Annotated in this window: 28 protein-coding genes; 15 read left to right on the forward strand and 13 right to left on the reverse strand. The window is 63.7% G+C overall.

The features are described 5' to 3' along the window. Positions 1-44 precede the first annotated feature (44 nt). Positions 45-1,118: an NADH:flavin oxidoreductase/NADH oxidase gene (locus O9Z63_RS16605; RefSeq protein ID WP_270126461.1), complete on the reverse strand. Its 1,074-nt coding sequence runs from the start codon at positions 1,116-1,118 to the stop codon at positions 45-47. 145 nt (positions 1,119-1,263) lie between these two features. Between O9Z63_RS16605 and O9Z63_RS16610 the strand changes: the two genes are divergently transcribed. From O9Z63_RS16610 to O9Z63_RS16630, 5 genes are all read left to right on the forward strand, one after another. Continuing rightward, positions 1,264-2,121, forward strand: a complete 858-nt coding sequence (locus O9Z63_RS16610; RefSeq protein WP_270129280.1) for a pirin family protein — start codon at positions 1,264-1,266, stop codon at positions 2,119-2,121. Between the two features lie 233 nt (positions 2,122-2,354). Continuing rightward, a complete protein-coding gene (locus tag O9Z63_RS16615; protein WP_270126463.1) occupies positions 2,355-2,807 on the forward strand; it encodes an Rrf2 family transcriptional regulator in 453 nt (150 codons plus the stop codon). A 130-nt stretch (positions 2,808-2,937) separates the two neighbouring features. Further along, positions 2,938-3,507, forward strand: coding sequence for an efflux RND transporter periplasmic adaptor subunit (locus tag O9Z63_RS16620; RefSeq protein ID WP_270126465.1), 570 nt, complete (start codon positions 2,938-2,940; stop codon positions 3,505-3,507). Between the two features lie 35 nt (positions 3,508-3,542). Next, entirely contained in the window at positions 3,543-3,794 is a 252-nt protein-coding gene (locus O9Z63_RS16625) for an acyl carrier protein (RefSeq protein WP_270126466.1), read from the forward strand. 66 nt (positions 3,795-3,860) lie between these two features. Next, positions 3,861-4,307 (forward strand): SUKH-3 domain-containing protein, encoded by a 447-nt coding sequence (locus O9Z63_RS16630; RefSeq protein WP_270126468.1) that lies wholly within the window; start codon positions 3,861-3,863, stop codon positions 4,305-4,307. A gap of 15 nt (positions 4,308-4,322) precedes the next feature. Here the strand turns inward: O9Z63_RS16630 and O9Z63_RS16635 are convergent, their stop codons facing one another. Continuing rightward, a complete protein-coding gene (locus O9Z63_RS16635) occupies positions 4,323-4,751 on the reverse strand; it encodes a hypothetical protein (RefSeq protein WP_270126469.1) in 429 nt (142 codons plus the stop codon). A 117-nt stretch (positions 4,752-4,868) separates the two neighbouring features. Between O9Z63_RS16635 and O9Z63_RS16640 the strand changes: the two genes are divergently transcribed. Then, positions 4,869-5,447, forward strand: coding sequence for a GNAT family N-acetyltransferase (locus O9Z63_RS16640; RefSeq protein ID WP_270126471.1), 579 nt, complete (start codon positions 4,869-4,871; stop codon positions 5,445-5,447). On the opposite strand, the gene O9Z63_RS16645 is transcribed toward O9Z63_RS16640, so the two are convergent. Then, positions 5,440-6,216: a PPK2 family polyphosphate kinase gene (locus tag O9Z63_RS16645; RefSeq protein WP_270126472.1), complete on the reverse strand. Its 777-nt coding sequence runs from the start codon at positions 6,214-6,216 to the stop codon at positions 5,440-5,442. The two genes, O9Z63_RS16640 and O9Z63_RS16645, sit on opposite strands and share 8 nt — an antisense overlap. Before the next feature lie 301 nt (positions 6,217-6,517). On the opposite strand from O9Z63_RS16645, the gene O9Z63_RS16650 reads away from it, so the two are divergent. Then, a complete protein-coding gene (locus O9Z63_RS16650; RefSeq protein ID WP_270126473.1) occupies positions 6,518-6,868 on the forward strand; it encodes an Hsp20/alpha crystallin family protein in 351 nt (116 codons plus the stop codon). Positions 6,869-6,982: 114 nt separating this feature from the next. On the opposite strand, the gene O9Z63_RS16655 is transcribed toward O9Z63_RS16650, so the two are convergent. Next, positions 6,983-7,306, reverse strand: a complete 324-nt coding sequence (locus tag O9Z63_RS16655; protein ID WP_270126475.1) for a hypothetical protein — start codon at positions 7,304-7,306, stop codon at positions 6,983-6,985. Positions 7,307-7,555: 249 nt separating this feature from the next. After that, a complete protein-coding gene (locus O9Z63_RS16660; protein WP_270126476.1) occupies positions 7,556-7,819 on the reverse strand; it encodes a VF530 family protein in 264 nt (87 codons plus the stop codon). A gap of 107 nt (positions 7,820-7,926) precedes the next feature. Here O9Z63_RS16660 and O9Z63_RS16665 point away from each other — a divergent pair, with 107 nt between their 5' ends. From O9Z63_RS16665 to O9Z63_RS16675, 3 genes are all read left to right on the forward strand, one after another. Next, a complete protein-coding gene (locus O9Z63_RS16665) occupies positions 7,927-8,763 on the forward strand; it encodes a glycoside hydrolase family 25 protein (protein WP_270126477.1) in 837 nt (278 codons plus the stop codon). Between the two features lie 36 nt (positions 8,764-8,799). Then, the gene (locus tag O9Z63_RS16670) at positions 8,800-9,216 is read left to right on the forward strand and encodes a septal ring lytic transglycosylase RlpA family protein (RefSeq protein ID WP_270126478.1); all 417 of its coding nucleotides are present in this window, start codon (positions 8,800-8,802) and stop codon (positions 9,214-9,216) included. A 65-nt stretch (positions 9,217-9,281) separates the two neighbouring features. Then, the gene (locus O9Z63_RS16675; protein ID WP_270126479.1) at positions 9,282-9,479 is read left to right on the forward strand and encodes a hypothetical protein; all 198 of its coding nucleotides are present in this window, start codon (positions 9,282-9,284) and stop codon (positions 9,477-9,479) included. Positions 9,480-9,624: 145 nt separating this feature from the next. Here O9Z63_RS16675 and O9Z63_RS16680 read toward each other — a convergent pair whose 3' ends face one another. Next, on the reverse strand, positions 9,625-10,041 hold the full coding sequence (locus tag O9Z63_RS16680) for a DUF6799 domain-containing protein (protein ID WP_270126480.1): 417 nt from the start codon (positions 10,039-10,041) through the stop codon (positions 9,625-9,627). A gap of 220 nt (positions 10,042-10,261) precedes the next feature. Here O9Z63_RS16680 and O9Z63_RS16685 point away from each other — a divergent pair, with 220 nt between their 5' ends. From O9Z63_RS16685 to O9Z63_RS16695, 3 genes are read left to right on the forward strand one after another with little or no spacing between them, the layout of a single operon-like run. Beyond that, positions 10,262-11,176 carry a J domain-containing protein gene (locus tag O9Z63_RS16685; protein WP_270126481.1) on the forward strand — a complete coding sequence of 305 codons (915 nt, stop codon included), beginning with the start codon at positions 10,262-10,264 and terminating at the stop codon, positions 11,174-11,176. 53 nt (positions 11,177-11,229) lie between these two features. After that, positions 11,230-11,562: a hypothetical protein gene (locus tag O9Z63_RS16690; RefSeq protein ID WP_044015322.1), complete on the forward strand. Its 333-nt coding sequence runs from the start codon at positions 11,230-11,232 to the stop codon at positions 11,560-11,562. Positions 11,563-11,565: 3 nt separating this feature from the next. Next, a complete protein-coding gene (locus O9Z63_RS16695) occupies positions 11,566-12,081 on the forward strand; it encodes a hypothetical protein (protein WP_270126483.1) in 516 nt (171 codons plus the stop codon). 86 nt (positions 12,082-12,167) lie between these two features. Here O9Z63_RS16695 and O9Z63_RS16700 read toward each other — a convergent pair whose 3' ends face one another. The 7 genes from O9Z63_RS16700 to O9Z63_RS16730 all read right to left on the reverse strand — a co-directional run bounded on the left by O9Z63_RS16700 (position 12,168) and on the right by O9Z63_RS16730 (position 16,946). Continuing rightward, positions 12,168-12,905, reverse strand: coding sequence for a ZIP family metal transporter (locus O9Z63_RS16700; protein WP_270126484.1), 738 nt, complete (start codon positions 12,903-12,905; stop codon positions 12,168-12,170). 136 nt (positions 12,906-13,041) lie between these two features. Continuing rightward, the gene (locus O9Z63_RS16705) at positions 13,042-13,794 is read right to left on the reverse strand and encodes a class I SAM-dependent methyltransferase (RefSeq protein ID WP_270126485.1); all 753 of its coding nucleotides are present in this window, start codon (positions 13,792-13,794) and stop codon (positions 13,042-13,044) included. A gap of 179 nt (positions 13,795-13,973) precedes the next feature. Continuing rightward, a complete protein-coding gene (locus tag O9Z63_RS16710) occupies positions 13,974-14,243 on the reverse strand; it encodes a heavy metal-binding domain-containing protein (protein ID WP_270126486.1) in 270 nt (89 codons plus the stop codon). Positions 14,244-14,246: 3 nt separating this feature from the next. Then, positions 14,247-14,684, reverse strand: coding sequence for a hypothetical protein (locus O9Z63_RS16715; protein WP_044015313.1), 438 nt, complete (start codon positions 14,682-14,684; stop codon positions 14,247-14,249). A gap of 45 nt (positions 14,685-14,729) precedes the next feature. After that, positions 14,730-15,359: a hypothetical protein gene (locus O9Z63_RS16720; RefSeq protein WP_270126487.1), complete on the reverse strand. Its 630-nt coding sequence runs from the start codon at positions 15,357-15,359 to the stop codon at positions 14,730-14,732. A gap of 97 nt (positions 15,360-15,456) precedes the next feature. Further along, on the reverse strand, positions 15,457-16,317 hold the full coding sequence (gene nadC / locus O9Z63_RS16725; protein ID WP_270126488.1) for a carboxylating nicotinate-nucleotide diphosphorylase: 861 nt from the start codon (positions 16,315-16,317) through the stop codon (positions 15,457-15,459). A gap of 230 nt (positions 16,318-16,547) precedes the next feature. Then, on the reverse strand, positions 16,548-16,946 hold the full coding sequence (locus O9Z63_RS16730; protein ID WP_270126490.1) for a DUF4783 domain-containing protein: 399 nt from the start codon (positions 16,944-16,946) through the stop codon (positions 16,548-16,550). A gap of 147 nt (positions 16,947-17,093) precedes the next feature. Between O9Z63_RS16730 and gpmI the strand changes: the two genes are divergently transcribed. Both gpmI and O9Z63_RS16740 read left to right on the forward strand, forming a co-directional pair. Continuing rightward, entirely contained in the window at positions 17,094-18,641 is a 1,548-nt protein-coding gene (gpmI, locus tag O9Z63_RS16735) for a 2,3-bisphosphoglycerate-independent phosphoglycerate mutase (protein WP_270126491.1), read from the forward strand. Next, positions 18,634-19,227, forward strand: coding sequence for a hypothetical protein (locus O9Z63_RS16740; protein WP_270126492.1), 594 nt, complete (start codon positions 18,634-18,636; stop codon positions 19,225-19,227). Before gpmI ends, O9Z63_RS16740 begins: the two co-directional genes overlap by 8 nt. Positions 19,228-19,282 lie beyond the last annotated feature (55 nt).

Genomic DNA, 19,282 nt, shown 5'->3' on the forward strand with positions numbered 1-19,282 from the left:
ACAGTACAGAAATCATGTACGGGCTGGCCCGCTGCGGCCTCCGCCTACAGCCGCGGCTTGGCCCGCATATACTGGTTGGGCCAGGCAATATCAGTGCCCAATTCGTGGGCCGCGTGCAGCGGGAAGTAGGCGTCGCGCAACGACTCCCGGGCCAGCAGCACCAGGTCGGCCTGGCCGCTGGCAATGATGGCCTCGGCCTGCTGCGCGTCGGTGATGAGGCCGACGGCGCCGGTGGGCAGGCCGGTTTCGCGGCGCACCTGCTCGGCAAATTCCACCTGGTACCCGGGGCCCACCGGAATATCAGCCTTGGCCACGTTGCCGCCGGTGGAGCAGTCCAGCAGATCCACACCCTTGTCTTTCAGAATGCCGGCCAGTTGCACGGTATCGGCGGCCGTCCAGCCGCCCTCGGTCCAGTCGGTGGCCGACACGCGCACCAGCAGCGGCAGGTGCTCGGGCAGCACGGCGCGGGTGGCTTCCACCACTTCCAGCAGCAGCCGGATGCGGTTTTCGAAGGAGCCGCCGTATTCGTCCTGGCGGTGGTTGCTCAAAGGCGAGAAGAACTCGTGCAGCAGGTAGCCGTGGGCGGCATGCAACTCAATCACCTCATAGCCCGCCTCTAAAGAGCGCAGCGTGGCCGCACGGAAGTCGGCCACCACCTGCCCGATTTCGGCCACACTCAGGGCGTGGGGCGTGGGCTCGTCGGGGGTGAAGGGCTCGGCGCTGGGCGCTACCGTCTGCCAGCCGTGGGGCTCGGTGGGCAGGATGGCGTCGGCGCCTTCCCAGGGGCTGCGGTGGCTGGCTTTGCGGCCGGCGTGGGCCAGCTGAATGCCGGCCACGCTTCCCTGGGCCTTGATGAAGTCGGTGATGCGGCGCAGAAACGGCACGTGCTCGTCTTTCCAGATGCCCAGGTCGCCGGGCGTGATGCGGCCTTCCGGCGACACGGCCGTGGCTTCCTGAATGATGAGGCTGGCCCCACCCACGGCCCGGCTGCCCAGGTGCACCAAGTGCCAGTCGTTGGCGAAGCCATCCTGGGCGCTGTACATGCACATGGGCGAAATAACTATCCGGTTGCGGAGCGTGATACCACGCAGCGCAAACGGCGAAAACAGATCAGACATGATGAGGAGTGTTGGTCGGTACGAAGCCAGTAAACCCTTTCCGGGGCCGATAGGTTGCGCCGCGGCTGGGCCGCCGGAAACAAGTGCGCCCGTTTCCGGGTAGTGCTAGGCACCTGGCTTCCGCCACCTGTTCCCTTCCCCTATGATGCGCACCATCAAGCAGCAGCACCGCGCCGTTAGCGCCCCCATTGCCGACCTGGTTACCTACCGGGCCCTGCCCACGGAGGCCGTCGAGCACCTCGACCCGTTTCTGTTTCTCAACCACCACGGCCCCCAGACCTACCCGGCCCGCAACCGCGGCCTGCCCTTCGGCCCCCACCCCCACCGCGGCTTCGAAACGGTGACCTTTATTCTGGACGGTGACATCATGCACCAGGACAGCGGCGGGCACCAGAGCGTTATCGGGCCGGGCGGCATTCAGTGGATGCGGGCCGGCAGCGGCCTGATTCACTCGGAAATATCGTCCGACGAGTTCAAGCAGACCGGCGGCCCGCTGGAGATTCTGCAGCTCTGGGTGAACCTGCCGGCCCAGCACAAAATGACCGCGCCGCACTACGTGGGCTTGCAGGAACCGGAAATCCCGACGGTGGCGCTGGACGAGGGCCGCGTACAGGTGCACGCCGTGTCGGGCAACTGGGCCGGCGCCGAGGGCGCCCTGCAGCCCCTCACGGATATGCAGCTGGCCACCATCAACTTCCAACAGGGCGGGCAGCTGGCCCTCACCATTCCGGCCGAGCGCACCATCTTCTGCTACGTTATCCGGGGCCGCCTGCGCATCAACGGGCAGGAAGCCGCGGCGCGGCAGCTGGTGGAGTTCAACTACGACGGCGACGAGTTCCGGGCCGAGGCCCTCACCGACGACTGCGTGCTACTGCTAGGCCACGCCAAACCCTTCCAGGAACCCATCGTGGCCTACGGACCCTTCGTGATGAACTCCGAAGTCGAAATCCGCCAGGCCTACCAGGATTATCAGGCCGGCAAGTTCGGCGTCTGGAAGGGCTAGCCCCGGCCAGGCAGGCCTAAGTCCTGCTAAATACACTGGCTATCAGGAATCAACCTGAAATTTTCTTTTGCCATTGATAAGGTAAATCCGGCTTTCATTCGTCTGCCAGACAGCAGCGGGGCGGGGCCGCCACCAACCGGGCGGCCCCGCCCCGCTGCCGGATTTTGCCGGAACGATTGTCCACAACCATTTTTCTTCGTACATTTGCAACCGAATCAGTTACACTTATTTTCATGAACACCCGCTTCGCCGTCGCAACGCACATTCTGGCTTTCCTGGCGCATAGCTCGGGGCAGCCGGTATCGTCGGAGGTGCTGGCGGGCAGCGCGGGCACCCACCCGGTGGTGGTGCGCCGCCTGATGAGCACGCTCCGCAACGCCGGCCTGGTGCGCACCCAGCTGGGAGCCGGCGGCGGCGCCCTGCTGGCCCGTTCGCCCGAAAGCATTTCGCTGCTGGACGTGTACGAAGCCATGCAGGAGCCGGAGCCCGACCTGTTTGCCGTGAGCAGCACCAAGCCCAACGCCCACTGCAACCTGGGCCGGGTGATGCAGCACACGCTCGAAGACCTGCTAGGCAGCGCCGAGCAGGCCATGCGCCAGGCGTTGGCGGCCGTATCGGTGGCGCAGCTGATGCAGGAACTGGCTACCCGCCTCCCCGCCGACTGCGGGTGCCCGGGCACCGCCTAGCCTCCTTTTTTCAGGTTTTGATCTGTAACCGGATCAGTTACCAACTTTTTTGCCCCACGCTTTTCCAGGTTGCGCAACCACCCGTTTTCGGGCCTGCCGACTCCACACCTATATGAACAAGTTTGTTAGAATGACGCCCGTCATTCTGCTCGGCGCACTGGGCGGGCTGGCCCTTTGGCCCAGCCACCTGCCCGAGGCCCCCACCCCCGATTCGTCGACCCTTACAGCTTACCTGCGCGAGCCGCAGCCGGCCACTCCGCCCCTGGCGGCCGGCACGGCCGTGCCCGCTACCGTGGCCGGGCGGGTCTGGGAAGTGTATTTCACTGAAGGGCAGCACGTGCGCAAAGGCCAGCTGCTGTTGAAAGTAGCGCAGAAGCTCGTTTCGGCCGACCACCACCGCCTGCAGCAGCAGCTCACCCAGCAGCAGCAGCAACTGGCTTCTCTGGCCGCCCGGCCCGCCGCGCCGGCCGCCGAGCTAACGGCCACCACCGCCCGCGTGGCCGCCACCGAGCGGCAGCTGGCGGCCCTGCCCGCACAGCTCAGCTTCCAGTTCGTGACGGCCCCGCACGACGGCGTGATGGTGCGCCGCAGCGTGGCCGCCGGCGACTACCTGAGCGTCGGCGCGGCTATTGGCCAGCTGGCGCCGCTGCCCGCCACGCCCCCCGACGATACCACCTTACTGCTTTCCAGCGCCAACTAACCCCGTTTTTCCGCACCGCAACTTTCTACTCCCTTATGCAACAGCTCACGCAATACCAGGTGGAGCGCATGCTTCACCGCCAGCGCCGTAACCCGGCCCGCCCCCTCACTCCTTCCACCCGCCTGGTCCACGACCTGGGCTTCGACTCGGTTGACGTGGTGGAACTTACCCTAAATCTGGAAAGCCGCTTCCATATCGAAATTGCGGATGCGGAGCTGGAAGAGCTGCACACGGTACAGGACGTGCTCAACTGCGTAGACCTGCACTTTTCGCCGCCGGTGGCCTAATTCGGCGGCTCTTTTGCGGGCCCGGCGCCGTGTGTATCTTGCATGCCCTACGCCTGCCCTACCCTTATGCCCGCTTTCCCCGACGATGTGCAGCACTCCCTGGCGGAGGCAGGCTGGTTTGAAGGCCGAACCGTATCCACGGCCGGCTACCAGCAGGACACGCTACGTCGGCAACTGACCTGGCTTCCGGCCGCCGCCGCGTTTCTGCGCGAGTTTGGGGGCCTGCACTGCTACTTCACCCGCCAAGACCAAAGTACTACCCGCATGCACTTCGAAATCCAGCAGGCGGCGGCCTTGCTGGACATGCACCGCCTGCGCACGGAGTATGAGCCGCGCGTACCCGGCCGCAAACTGGGGTTGGTAGGCCAGGCCTACACCGATCCGCTGTGCTTGCTGGTAGATACCCACGGCGCGTTTTACGGCGCCTGCGAGGAGGGCATCTACCACATTGCGGATACTGTGCCGCTGGCCCTGGAAGCCATTGTGATGGACCTGCCTTTCCGGCAGCTATAGCCGCCTGCCTACGCTTTACGGCACCACCGATGCCAGCTGCATCTGCTGCAGCCAGTCCAGGGCCGTGCGCTCATCGATGAAGCGGTCGGCCACAAAGGGTTTGCCGTCGAAGAAGCTGGCGGGCGGGAAAGCGGCGTCGGCCTGGGGGTCGCGCAGGTGCACCGGGGGCAGCAGATATGCCAGCGCCGTGCGGCCGCCCAGCTGCCCCTGCAGGCGCGGCAGAAAATCCTGCACCATCCAAACGGCCCCTTCGCGGTCGGTGTTGTTGCGGCGGCGGGCATCTATCAGCCACTGGCGGCAGCCGTGCTGGGCCGCGGCCTGCAGCAGCAGCTCGTAGCCCTGCTGCATTTCGGCCAGCGAAATCACCCGCATCCAGCGCGCTACCAGCACCTGTAGGTCGGGGCGGTACGCGAGAGCCAGAAAGTCGGGGGTGTCAGCAAGCATAAGCGGGATGAAGGCGACGGACCGCAAAGGTAGATAGAGTGTTTTACATATAGTCTTCTTTCCCGGCCACCTCATGGCCGGCTTTGGCTGCCGTGTGGCAGCCCCGTATATTTCGCCATGATTCCCCTCATTACCCGCACTTCCCGCCTGACCATTCTGGCTGCCAGCCGTGCCCTGCTTACGGCTGAGCTCCACAAGCCCCAATACTTCCCGGTGCTGCTGGGTGCGGCCCTGCCCGCCGACTGGCCTCCCGGAGAGTACGACGCCGAAGCCAGCCGCTATTTTCTGGCGCAGCTGACAGCGGGCGGCCGGGCCGCGGCCGGCTGGTATGGCTGGTACGCCATCCTGCGGGCCACCGAGCAGCAGCCCGCCACGCTGGTAGGCGCCGGCGGCTTCTGGGGCCCGCCCGATGCCAACGGCACGGCCGAAATCGGCTACTCCATTGCGGCCGACTGGCGCGGGCAGGGTCTGGCCACCGAACTGGTGGGCGGGCTGGTGCAGCAGGCCTCGCACACGGGCATGGTGCGCCGCCTGATAGCGCACACGCTGCCCGGCAACGAGGTGTCGCAGCGCGTGCTGCTCCGCAACGGCTTTACATTGACCGACCCCGACACAGAAGGTCGCATGCGGTTTGAGCGGGCCGTAGAGCCCTCGGAGGCGCCGCAGGCGCCGGGCCAGATTACGCCTATCAGCTAGCCGGCTTGCGGGTGGCCTTGGGCGCGGGCAGCTGCGGGTCGAGGCGGAGCAGGGCATCGCGCAGAGTGCGAGCCACCACGTAGGCTTTGTACCAGTTCTGGTCGGCGGGCACGAGGTGCCAGGGGCAGCTGGCTGGGCTGCAGTGCCGGAACACGTCTTCGTACACGGCGCGGTACTGGGGCCACTGGCGCGCCTTTTCTTCGTCGCCGGCCTCGTATTTCCACTGTTTGTCGGGGTCGAGGGTGCGCTCCAGCAGCCGCTCCCGCTGCTCGGCTTCCGAGACGTGGAGGTAGAACTTGAGCACCGTGGTGCCCGCCTGCTGCAGCAGCTTCTCGAAGTTGTTGATGGCCACAAACCGGCGCTTGGCTTCCTCGGCCGGTATCAGGCCCTGCACCCGCGTGATGAGCACGTCCTCGTAGTGGGAGCGGTTGAACACCTGCAGCATGCCGCGAGCCGGCGCCTGCTGGTGCACCCGCCACAGGAAGTCGTGCGCCAGCTCTTCGGCAGTCGGTTCTTTGAAGGAATGCACCTGCACGCCCTGCGGATTGAGGCCGCTGAACACCCGCCGGATCAGGCCGTCTTTGCCGCTGGCATCCATGCCCTGTAGAATCACGAGCACGCTGTGGCGGTTTTCGGCGTAGAGCCGGTACTGCAGTTCAATCAACTCCTGCCGGATGCGCTTTAGCTCCCGTAGCGTGTGCTCTTTGTGAAACTCGGCAGGCGCTCGGCTGGGCAGCTTGGTCAGGTCAGGGGTGGCGTGTTTGCTCATGGTAGCTTGGTATACGCAGGAGTTGCGGCTTGCTACAGCTAATCTGGGCACTTCCCGCTCTGGCCTATGGATACCACGCGGCAAAGAGGCGATGAAATGGCGTTCTGCGGCTTATACTCGGCGGCAATACGCGACAAATCGACCGAAACCGCCTTTAAAACCCGCAAAAACCGGTCATTTTGGCCGAATACAGCCCTATGGGCGGGTTGTTTACTGTTGGTACACGGTTTGCAATAGCCTTGTCGAACCTACCAATAGGAACCCAACCATGAATCTGATTAGCCGAGAATTCATTCGTAACTTGGCCCCGCAACTTGATCTGCTCAACACGCTGGGTGGGGGCATCGCGCAGGTTCAGCTGCGCGTGGACAAGCGGGAGCAAGGCGTACTGGTACGCGTAGCGGCCCCGTCGGTGAGCCCCGAAAATATTCATGTGCTGCTCAACAACAACCGCCTGACGGTGCTGGGCGAATACCGCCATCAGCCCGAGGACCAGCTGGCCGCGCCGCTCTTCACGCGCGTGCTCGACCTGCCTGCCAACCTCGACCTGACCCGGATTGATGCCGTGCATGAAGAAGGAGAGCTCCACATACGGATTCCGTACCAGAATCCGGCCGACCGCCCCCGCGAAATCACCATTAAGCAGCGCTAAGCCGCGCCTGCCTTCTTATATCGCCGGGACCGACCGGCGCCATGTTTCACCAGCCACTGCGCCCGCAGTGGCTTTTTTATTGCCCCCCGGGGCCGGGCGGGCGGGCCGGCGGCCTCAGCTCATCAGCACAAACACCAGCACGAAGCCCATCAGCAACGACAGGTAGAACCAGCCCATCACCAGCCCGCGGTAGCGGCGCGGCAACTGGTTGCTGAGCACCAGCACGGCCACCACCACCAGCACCAAATGCAGCAGCAGAAACAGCACGGCCTTCACCCAGTTGGGCACGATGGTGTTTTCGGGCTGGAACTGGTCGGGCCGGCCCAGCGGCGACGTCACCCAGCGCAGCAGGTAGTAGGCCACCACCTCAAACACCACAAAGCCCGCCGCCCCCGCCACCTGCGCCCACCCACTCGTTTTCTGCGTTACGTCAGCCATTTTCTTTTTGGGTGAATTTTGGTGGTGAGGTGATGGAGTGATGGAGTGATGGAGTGATGGAGTGATGAGGTGATGAGGTGGTGAGGTGGTGAGGTGGTGAGGTGGTGAGGTGGTGAGGTAAGAAAGTCATTCCGAGCCTGCGAGGAATCTCGCGTGCTGATGTTGCCAAAGTAATTCAGTCGTCAGCAAGCGAGATGCTTCGCTCCGCTCTGCATGACGTTCTTACCTCATCACCTCATTACCTCATCACTATTTACCAAGCACTTCGGCGCTGCGGGTGCGGATGTAGAGCTCTTCCACTTTGGCGCGGGCCCAGGGCGTGCGGCGCAGAAACGCCAGCGCCGACTTGGCACTGGGGTTCACGGCAAAGCAGTTCATGCGCAGCCGCTCATCGAGGCCGGGCCAGCCGTAGCGGGCCTGCAGGTAGTCGATGATGGAAGCCAGCGTGACGCCGTGCAGCTCACGGATGAGGTGGCCGTTTTCGTCGCGGGCATCTTGGGGGGCAGAGGGCATAAGGCAAAGGGCAGGTAAGGTGCGCGGCGGCAAGTTCGCAAAAAACCGGCACGCTGGCTTTTGCCCGCATGGGCACTAGTTGCTTAGCTTACGGCGTTACTTTTGCCATGACCCTGCTGATGAAACGCCCTGCCTCCACTCCGCCGCGCCGCCGCCCGAGCCTGCCGCCCTGGCTGCGCTGGGTTGTGGGAGTGGTGCTGCTGGGCACGCTGGGGTTCTACCTCACCCACCGCCGCCAGATCAACCGCCATGCGCGCCTAGCCTGGGCCTCGCTCATCAGCCGCCACCTCACGGGTCACGAAAAAACGCCCCTGCTCGACGGTTACTCCGTGCACGGCATCGACGTATCGGCCTACCAGGGGCGCATCAACTGGGCCGAGGTGGCCAGCCACGACGTGCAGTTTGCCTTCATCAAGGCCACCGAGGGCGTGACGCTGCGCGACCAGCGCTTCCGGCGCAACTGGGAGGCCGCCCGCAAAGCCGGCGTGTACCGCGGCGCCTACCACTACTTCCAGCCCAACTACGACGGCGCCCGGCAGGCCAACCTGTTTACCCGGACCGTGCCCCTGGCCCCCGGCGACCTGCCGCCGGTGCTGGACGTGGAGCACGCCGAGTTTCACGATGTGGCCGCCATGCGCCGCAACGTGGGCGTGTGGCTGCGGCTGGTGGAGCGCCACTACGGCGTGCGGCCCATCCTGTACTCCAACTACAGCTTCTACAAGCGCCATTTAGCGGGCCATTTCGATAAATACCCGCTCTGGCTGGCGCACTATGAGGTGCCGGAGCCCCGGCTGCCGCGTGAGAAGTGGATTATCTGGCAGCATTCCGACGAAGCTTACATTCCCGGCATCCGCGGCACCGTCGATTTCAACGTGTTTCAGGGCAGCTTCCAGACGCTGCTGGCCCTGCGTATTCCTCCCAAAACCGGGCCGGCGCCACGCTAAAGGCCCCGCGCCCGGGCCCGCCTTACCTTTGTGCGTATGACCCGACCTGCTTTTCTTCCTTTCGGACTGCGGCCCGGCCCCGGTCCGCGGCTGGCTACCGGGCTGCTGCTGCTCCTACTGGCCGCCCTGGGCGGCTGCGCCGGCGGCGGCTCCACCTTCACCCAAACCGGCCAGGCCTCTTACTACGCCGATAAGTTTGAGGGCCGCAAAACGGCCAGCGGCACGGTATACCGCGGCGGCCGGCTCACGGCGGCCCACAACACGCTACCCTTCGGTACGGTGGTGAAAGTCACGAACCCGCGCAGCAAAAAGTCCGTCAAGGTCACCGTCACCGACCGGGGCCCGCACGCCAAAGGCCGCATCATCGACCTGTCCAAGAAGGCCGCCCGTAAAATCGACATCCTCGACGCCGGCGTGGCCCCCGTGAAGCTCAAAGTGGTCCGGAAGCGCTAAGCTTCTCCCAGTCCCACGCCTGCGGCGTTCGACCGGGAGCATCACTCCACCATTTTCCCTTTTCCATGCGCATCAAGAAGAAAGTAACCTGGACTCTGCCGCCTGCCACCACCTCCCGGTTCGAGGCGCTGGCGGCCTTCATCAAAGCAGCCGAGGCCCAGCATTGGTCGGAAGCCGAGGTGCAGTTTGTCATCGACGAAGTAGTGGAAGCCACCAACGAAGTCGAGGTGCGCGAAATCCTGCAGGACTACACCCAGCGCTAGCCACCCCAAACGCCACCGCGGCGCCCCTGCCATTGCCGAACCCCACCCAAAGCGGGAGATTCGGCAACGGCAGGGGCGCCGCGGTGTTTTTTGTGCTGCCCGGCAGGACCCGCTGGTCAGCGGCGGCCTGCCCTGCAGGGACCGGCTATTTGCCTTTCTTCTTCATTTTGGTTTTGCCCTTGGCTTTCGGGTCTGCCATGGCGGCTTTCATCAGGCTGTCCTGCTCGGCTTTCATGGCCATGGTGGTGAGGCGGCCGGTCAGCGACATGTAGTCGCCTTCCTTCATTTGGGCGGTGGTGCCATCGGGCATGGTTAGGGTGCCGTCGGGCTTGATTTTGGTGCCGTTGATGAGGGCGGTTTCCTGCAGAACCGGGTTGGTGAGGCCCTGCTGGGTGAGAATCACCTTGCCGTCCTTCATTACCGCCCCGTCGCGGGTGGCGCCGTCTTTCATCACCATGCGGCCACGTGGCTGCACTGGTTTGCGGGGCGGGAGTTTAGTTTGTGCCTGGGCCACGAAGCTGCCCGTAGCCAGCAGCAAGGCAAGAGAAAGAATCCGTTTCATAGCGGAGAATGTGAAGAGGGGAAAAAATGGGTGGGGAAGCAACAGTTTGGTAATCTACAAAAGAAGGGCCATTTCCGTTTCAGCAACCCCGGTCAGCTTCCTGCCGTTTGTAAAACCGGAGCGGCAGCCGCACCGGACAGGCCTAAACGCCTGCATTTCCGGGTCGCGCCGCTCCAGATCCGTCGTTCTCACCTGCCACGCTTTTCCGTCATTCTGTCCTGTGGACTACAAAGACTACTACAAGATTCTGGGCGTAGAGAAAACCGCTACCACCGACCAGATAAAGAAAGCATACCGCAAGCTGGCCCGCCAGCATCACCCCGATGTGAACCCCAACAACCCGGACGCGGAGCAGAAATTCAAGGAGGTAAACGAGGCCAACGAGGTTCTCTCCGATCCGGAAAAGCGGCAGAAATACGACCAGCTCGGCAGCGACTGGCAGCGCTATCAGCAGGCCGGCGCCGGGGGCGGCAGTGCCCGGGGCGGCGGCTTCGACTGGAGCCAGTACCAGCAGCAGGGCGGCTTCGGCGGCAACGACTTCGGCGACGGCGCCGACTTCTCGGACTTCTTCGGCTCTATTTTCGGAAATATGGGCGGCGGCGGCGGACGCAGCACACGCGCCGCGGCCGGCCAGGACTACCAGGCCGAGCTGGAGCTGAGCCTGCAGGACGCCTACGAAGGCGGGCCGCGCACGCTCACTGTCAACGGCAAAAGCCTGCGCCTCACCATTCAGCCCGGCGTTGAGGATGGGCAGGTGATCCGGCTGCGCGACCAGGGCGGCCCCGGCCGCAACGGCGGGCCGGCCGGCTCGCTCTACATCACGCTGCGCGTGCGGCCCGATGCCCGCTTCGCCCGCACCGGCAACGACCTCACCCAGGAAGTGCAGGTGCCGCTGTACCGGGCCCTGCTGGGCGGCGAGCAGATAGTAGAAACCCTCTCGGGCCCGCTCAAAATCAACATCAAGCCCGAAACCCAGAACGGCACCCGCCTACGCCTGCGCGGCAAGGGCTTCCCAGTGCACAAGCAGGCCGGCCAGCACGGCGACCTGTACCTGCGCCTCACGGTGCAGCTGCCCCAGCGGCTTTCTGAGCAGGAAAAAGACCTGTTGCAGCAGCTGGCCGCACTGCGGCCCTAGCGACTTCGCTCACGTTATCGTTTTACCAGCCAACCACATAGCCTCCCTCGCGCATGGAAACGCACCGCATCACCATCACGTACCACGACTGCGCCAGCCAGTACGCGCTGACCGAAACGGACCTGCGCGACTTTGTGGAGCTGGGCCTGCTGGCGGCCGGCCCCCGGCCCGGCACCATCCACGACGAGCCCGAACACGTAGCGCGCCTCTCGCGCCTGCAGCACGAGCTGGAGCTGAGCCACGCGGGCATTGAGGTGGTGCTGGCCATGCGGCAGCGGCTCCTAAGCTTGCAGGCCGAGCTGGTGCGGCAGCAGGCCCGCGCCCGGCAGCTGGAATTTCTGCTGCGCAGCTCTGGCCCCCAACTCGAAGCCGACGACTGGCTCTAGGGTATGTGGGAGGATGACGACGACCACGACGACGAGGGTTTCGACCAGGGCTTGCGGGAGCTGCACGCGGCCCCGCTGCGCCAGAAAGCCCGCGAGATTGGCTTGCTAACACAAGCGCTGGTGCAGAGCCTGGCTCCCGCCACCACTCCGCACCCCGATGATGCGGCCCTGCTGCCGCCCGAAAACCAGTCCGAAGAACCCGAGCTGCGCCCCGAAGACGTGCGCGGCATTGGGGAGCTGATGCTCAGCAACGGCTTTCAGTTGGCCGCCAAGCTGGCTGCCGCCCGTGCTACCACCGACTATGGCCGGAGCATGGAACTGGCCATGCTCATCAAAGTGGCGGCCGAAAGCCTGCTCACCCAGACGTCGCTGTGCCGGGAACTACGCCTCACCCACCCCGACTATATCCAGACGCTACGCCGCGAGCTAGACGAGTTTCGCCTCCTATTCCGCGACTGGGTCGCCACCTTCGACCCCACTGACCATTACGACGACGGCTGGGGACTTTTTAGGGCTTAGGGCTTAGGGCTTAGGGCTTAGGGCTTAGGATATATGAAAGAGGCCCCGCCGGGTTACGGCGGGGCCTCTTTCATATATCCTAAGCCCTAAAGTGCTTCCACGCCTAGGGCCAGCAGGGTGCCGGCCAGGGTGGCGGCCAGCTTGGGCATGTTGAGTTTGTGCTCGGGGCTGGTTTCGAAGAGGATAGTGGTGGAAACGTGCAGGAAGTTGCCGGCCACAAAGCCCAGCAGCGCCGCGTAGAGGCCACCGGTCAGGAGCTGGTCGAGCACCACGTAGTTGCTGACGATGATACCGATTGGGGCCGCCAGCGCAAACAGCACCAGCAGCGGCAGCGCCTTCCGGAAACTGCCCAGCCGCAGCCGCAGCGCGGCCATCAGGGCGAAGGCAGCCGGAATGTGGTGGAGCGCCACGCCCGTCAGGATGGCGTAGAAATTGTCGCTCACGGCGCCGGCGGCGGGGGCCTTCACCAGGATGCTGCCCTCCAGAAATGAGTGAATCACCAGCGAAAACAGCAGCAGGAACGGTACGTGTCCCACGTGCTCGGAATGATGGTGCACGTGCCCGTGCTCCACGCCCTGCGAGAAGACCTCCAGAATCAGCTGCCCGAAAAAGCCCGCCAGCACAAAGTAGCCGATGCGGTGCATGTTGCCGGGCACCAGCAGCAGCGCTTCGGGCAGCAGGTGCGTGATGGTGAGCGTAAACAGATACGCGCCGCTAAAGGCCAGCAGCGGCTTCATCCAGACGGTGCTGGCGGTTGGTACCAGCCGGGTAGACCAGCCGGCCCCCAGCACGGTAAGAAACAACAGCAAAACAGCAAACCACATAAACCGGTGATGAAGTGATGAAGTGAACGGTGATGAGGTGAACAGTGATGAGGTGAATGGTGACAGGCTGCGTAGCTTCCGCATAGTACCTGTTGCCTGTTGCCTGTCCCCTCTTCACTATTCACCTCATCCCTCGTCACTTTTTAAGAATGAAAATCATGCGCGGGCTGCTAGCCTCGTCGTAGGGGCGCAGCTGGTAGTCGCCGAGCACGTCTACCAGCCGCAGCCCGGCCAGCAGGAAATACTCCTCAAACCGTTCCCGGCTCAGGGCCCGCACCCGCTCCTCGAAATGCATTTCCTGGCTGTCGGCGGTCCGGAAGTCGATTTCCTTCACGATGAAGTCCCGGTCGAGGTGGCGGCGCAGCTGGAACGTAATGCCGTTCACCGTTTTTTGTTCGTGCGCTACCAGCTCGCGCACCGTGCGTTCGGTGTTCAGGAAGTCGATGACCAGCTTGCCGCCCGGCCGCAGGGCCGCCGTGGCGTTGCGCAGCGCCAGCACGTTTTCGCTCTCGTGCTGAAAGTAGCCGAAGCTGGTGAACAGGTTGAAAATGAAATCGAAAGGCCCGAACGGCAGCGGCTCCCGCATGTCGTGCACCGCAAAGTGCAGGTGCTGGTGGGCGTGGCGCCGCGCCGCCGCAATGCTCTCCGCCGACAGGTCGATGCCGGTTACGTCGTAGCCCCGCTCGCTCAGGTAAATGGAATGCCGGCCCTTGCCGCAGGCAAAGTCCAGCAGGCGCGCCTGCGGCTTGGGGTGCAGGCGCGTCAGCAGCGTATCCAGGAAAGCCTGGGCTTCGGCCTGGTTCCGGTCGTGGTAGAGCAGGTGGTAGTAAGGCGAGTCGAACCAGGTGCTAAACCATTCCGGCTCCGCCGGGGCGGGTAAAGGCGTCATATCAGAAAACCACAGGTTGCTTGCGCGAGGCAAGGCGCAATGTTCGGGGCCCGGAGCAGCCGTGGCGGATATCATGCAACAATGTTACAAAATATCCGCAACAACAGCAGTTCCACGTCCGGCGGACCTGCCCCATAGGCGGGTTTCACCGAACGTGGAACTGCACTTCGCGGTAGTTTCTAGCCGGCAGGCTTGCTGGCTTCAACAGGCTCCAGCGCCATTTCGCACACCGGGCATTTGCCGGGCTTGTCGCTGGCGCTGCCTTCGCACTTCATGGGGCAGATGTAGGCCGCGGCCGCCGCTGGGGCAGCCAAGCTGTCGGTTGGGGCGGCAACGCTGGCTTCCGGAGCGGCGGCGCCGGCTTCCGTGGCGGGCTTGCTGTCGCAGCCGGTTAGGCTACCCAGCAGCAGGGCGGCAGCCGCCGCTACTTTCAGAGAAACGATACGCACGGGCTATTCGGGCTTTTCAGCTTTGGCGGCCGGGTCGGCTGTAGTTGCTTTTTCAGCCGCGGTTTCGTCGCTCTTGTTGAGCAGCGTTTCCTTGGCGTTGGCCGAGGTAGCACCATCAGCCGTCGGCTTGGCGCGGCGGTCCAGGTTCACGTTGGAGCTAGGCGGCGTGGCTACGCCAGCTTCGTGCTGCGTGCCTTCTGCACCGTGCTCTACGCCTTTGGCACCGTGCATGGCACCGGCTCCTTCGTGGTGCGCGGCAGCACCCTCGTGGTGGGCACCGCCCGCCGTGGCCTGGTCAAAGTTGTCGGAAGAGCGGGTACCGGGCTCCACCATATCTACCGATACTTTCTTGTCGGGGCGCCAGTCGGAAGGCTCGCTGCTGCACGCAGACAGGGACAGAGCGGCTACAGCCAGCGCGGAAAGCAGAAGTTGCTTGGTCATGAGAAGAAAAAGAGAGTTGAAATAACAGGTAAAAAGCGCGGCAGGCTACTTAGCCTCAGGCGCGGCAGCCGGCAGCAGGTTCTTGCGGCGCAGCATCGACTCGAACAATTTCTGGTCGGTGGCCGTGTTGAAGATCTTAAACGGAACGTGCAGGAACATGGGCGTTTCGAAGGTGCGGGCCACCCAGGCGCGCCAGCCGGTAATCTCGGCCGGCACGTCCTGGTTGCGGAACCAGAGCAGGTAGCCTTCGCCTTCCCGCTCTACGCGCCCGATCATGTCCCAGTTGACGCCCATACCTTTTCCTTCCTTCTCGTTCTGCATCAGCCCGATCTGGCGCTGGTCTATCACGTAGCTCATGCGCTCGAAAAGGGGCTTGGTCTGCTCTACCTGCGTCACGGCTGTAATCTGCGAGGAGCGCAGCAGCACGTAGAGCAGGGCCAGCACCAGCCCGCTGGCCAGCCACCACCACGAAGGCCAGATAGCGGCCGGCAGCACGCCCACCACAAACGGAATCAGGACAAACCACCATTCCTTGCGCCACACGTAGCCCATGGCCACGCGGGTGTAGAGGTTGGAGTCGAGCTGGTGCTTTTTCGTACGGATAGCCAGGGGCGAGCCAGCCGGCTGCTGCTGTTGCTGGCGGTAGCTGGCACCGCGTTGGTTGGGGAGTTGCATGGAGGGTAAATTGCTAAATGGCTGAATGGTTAAATGGCTGGCTGTTCAATCAACTGCTGAAACGGGTAACCAGGTAACCATTCAGCCATCCAACCATTTAAAACGCTTTCAGGCTGAGGTCGAGGCTTTTGGTGGAGTGCGTGAGGGCGCCCACGGAAATGTAGTCGACGCCGGTGGCCCCGACGGCGGCAATGGTGTGCTCGGTGATGCCGCCGCTGGCTTCGGTTTCTACGCGGCCGGCAATCAGCTCCACGGCTTCGCGCAGCTGGGTTGGCGGCATGTTGTCGAGCATGATACGGTCGATGCCGCCGGCGTCGAGGGCCTGTTGCACTTCGGTCAGGTTGCGGGTTTCCACCTCAATGGGCAGCTGGCGACCGGTGCGGGCCAGGTAGGCCTTGGTGGCCGCAATGGCTTCCGTAATGCCCCCGGCGTAGTCCACGTGGTTGTCCTTGAGGATAATCATGTCGAACAGGCCGTAGCGGTGGTTGACGCCGCCCCCGATGAGCACCGCCCACTTCTCGCAGAGGCGGAAATTGGGCGTGGTTTTGCGCGTATCGAGCAGGCGGGCCTTAGTGCCGGCTAGCAGGTGGCGCAGGTGGGTGGTGTGGGTGGCAATGCCGCTCATGCGCTGCATGCAGTTGAGCACCAGCCGCTCCGCCGTCAGGATGCTCTGGGCGCAGCCCTCTACCGTCAGTACCACGTCGCCGTGCTTGATGGAGTCGCCGTCGGCGAGCAGGGTTTCCACCTGCAGGTCGGCGTCCACGGCCCGGAAGATGTGGCGGGCCAGCTCCACGCCGGCCAGTATGCCCTCGTCCTTCACCAGCAACCGCGCCCGGTTGCGGGCGTCGGCCGGAATGGCCGCCAGCGAAGAATGGTCACCGTCGCCGACGTCTTCGCGGAGCGCCGTACGAATGAACTCTGAAATTGCTTCCGGGGTGAGGTAGGGGGTGTTTTGCACGGGGCAAAAATAGTGAAAACGGCGCACCTATGAGTAACTGAGTACGGGAGGAGCTGAGTAGGTGACAGGTGGGCAGACGGGCGCAGAGCACCGGTCCTCGGAAACGCGCCCATTGCAGGCCGCCAGCGCCTATTACGCAACAGGCCCCCAGCGCACGGATGCACTGGGGGCCTGAAAGAAAAACAGCGGCGGCGAGCAGGAACAGCTTACTCAGCTACTCCATTGCTCCGCTACTCTTTCGTGAAATCCATGTTGTCGATGCGCAGGGCACCGTTCACGTTTTTCATCTTGATGAACACCCGATAAGGGCCCGATTTGCCGTTGTACTTGCCAATGGCGTAGGGAATGCCCCCCTGGCTGGCGCCCTGGTGCACGATATCGAAGGTGGCGGGGGCGGTTTTGGCGAAGAAGTCTTTCAGGACGAACTCGGCCTGGGTGGCGCTGTAGCTCTGCCGGTCGCCATCGAAGCTGATGTTGACCGTGGTGCCGAAATACTGCGACAACTCGCGCGAGGAAGCACTGCGCAACGCATTGCGCACGGCCCCGAAGGTTTCGGCCTGCGCCAGCACCGCTCCCGAACTCAGGAGCAGCCATACGAACAGGAAGGCGTGGAAGAAGGTGCGTTTCATGGGGTTGGTAGAGAATTCGTCATGCAATACGCTAAAATGATGCCAAGCCTCCGCTACGCGCCAACCACCCGGCGGGTTGTAGCTGCACCTGCTGAGCAAGATAAGAAAATGCGGCTGGTACGGCGCGCGGCGCGTATCTTTGCCGGCATGAACAAACAGGTATTGTTGGTAATTCTGGACGGCTGGGGTCTGGCGCAGAATAAGGAGGTTTCGGCCATCGACAAGGCCCAGACGCCCTTTGTGGATTCGTTGTTCGAGCGGTTTCCGCACAGCAAGCTGCAGGCTTCCGGCGAGGCCGTAGGTTTGCCGGACGGACAGATGGGCAACTCGGAAGTAGGCCACATGAACATCGGGGCCGGCCGCGTGGTGTACCAGGATCTGGTGCGCATCAACAAAGCCATCCGGGAGCGGAAGCTGGGCCTCGTGCCGGCGCTGGAAAAAGCCTTCGAGTATGCCCGCCTTAACGGCAAGCCCGTGCACCTGATGGGGCTGCTCTCCGATGGCGGCGTGCATTCGCACCTCGACCACCTCAAAGCCCTGTGCACCCTTGCCCACGACGCCGACGTGCACAACGTGTTCATCCATGCCTTCACCGACGGCCGCGACACCGACCCCAAGGGTGGCGTGAGCTACGTCAATGACCTCGAGCAGCACCTGCAGCGCGGGGCCAGCGGCAAGATTGCCTCCATCGTGGGGCGCTACTACGCCATGGACCGCGACAACCGCTGGGAACGGGTGAAAGTAGCCTACGACCTGCTGGTGAACGGCAAAGGCACGGCCTCGCAGAACCTGATCCAGAGCATGCTCGACTCCTATAAGGAAGGCGTGACCGACGAGTTCCTGAAGCCGATTGTGAAAACCGGCGCCGACGGCCTGCCGCTGGCCACCATTCAGGAAGGCGACGTGGTGATCTGCTTCAACTTCCGCACCGACCGGGGCCGCGAAATCACGCAGGCCCTGACGCAGCAGGACTTCCACGCCTTTGAGATGCACCGGCTGAACCTGCATTACCTCACCATGACCAACTACGACGCCACGTTTGTGGGCGTCACGCCTATTTTCGAGAAGGATAACCTCGAAAATACGCTGGGTGAGGTGCTGGCCGCAAACCACAAAACGCAGATCCGGATTGCCGAAACCGAGAAGTATCCGCACGTGACGTTCTTTTTCTCCGGGGGGCGCGAGGTGGAGTTTGCCGGCGAAAACCGCATCATGCGCAACTCGCCCAAGGTAGCCACCTACGACCTGCAGCCCGAGATGAGCGCCTACGAGCTGCGCGACGCGCTGGTGCCCGAGCTGCAAGCCAAGTCGGCCGACTTCGTGGTGCTCAACTTCGCCAACACCGACATGGTGGGCCACACCGGCGTGTTTGAGGCTGCCGTGAAGGCCGCCGAAGCCGTGGACGCCTGCACCCGCGACGTGGTGGAAACGGCCCTGGCCGCCGGCTACGCCTGCATCGTCATTGCCGACCACGGCAACGCCGAGTTCATGATGAACCCCGACGGCTCGCCCAACACGGCCCACACCACCAACCTGGTGCCCTGCATTCTGGCCGACACCGACTACCACGGCGCCCTCGCCGATGGCAAGCTCGGCGACATTGCGCCCACGGTGCTGGCCCTGATGGGCGTGCCACAGCCCGCCGTAATGACCGGCCAGAGCCTGCTGCTTGCTAACGCTCCGGCCCGTGCCTAAGCGGCTCGGGGCACTGGTGCTGCTAAGCCTGCTGGCAGCCTGCGGAACAACTGACGACGAGGTGACCATGCGCACCAACCCGGCCAACCGCAAGCCCGGCTACTTCGACGTGAAGGGATACTTGGATGCGCAGGTAACCCGCCTCAACCAGCTGCAGCCCGCCGTGGAGAAGCAGGTGCAACTGCGCGACGGCCGCCAGGAAACCACCCGCGTCACGAAAACCGACTGGGCCAAAGAGCTGCAAATCTTCTACCAGGCCGACATCAACAAGCCGGCTTTGCGAGGGCTGTATGCGGCCGATGCCGCGCCCAAGCTGCAGGACGGTGTCGTGCGCGAAACCTATGCCCTGCAGCCCGGCAACGACGCCCCGGTGAAGCGCCTGACCGTGGAAGCGGCGCAGGAAAGCGGCGCCACTCAGCAGCTCACGGCCACCGTTCAGCAGGACAACCCGCTTTTTTACAGCGAAAAGAAGTTACTCTTAGCTGTACGCAACGGCCAGCTAACCGAATACGAGGTGCGCGGCGTGCAGAAGCTGGTATTCTTCGACACCGTGCGCTACTCCGTCCGGACGCGGGTGGTGCAGTAGACGTGCCGCCCCAACAAAGCAAGGAGCCTGAGCGAAGCCAACAACGGTTTCGCTC

The sequence above is a fragment of the Hymenobacter yonginensis genome (genome assembly GCF_027625995.1).
Classification (GTDB): domain Bacteria; phylum Bacteroidota; class Bacteroidia; order Cytophagales; family Hymenobacteraceae; genus Hymenobacter; species Hymenobacter yonginensis.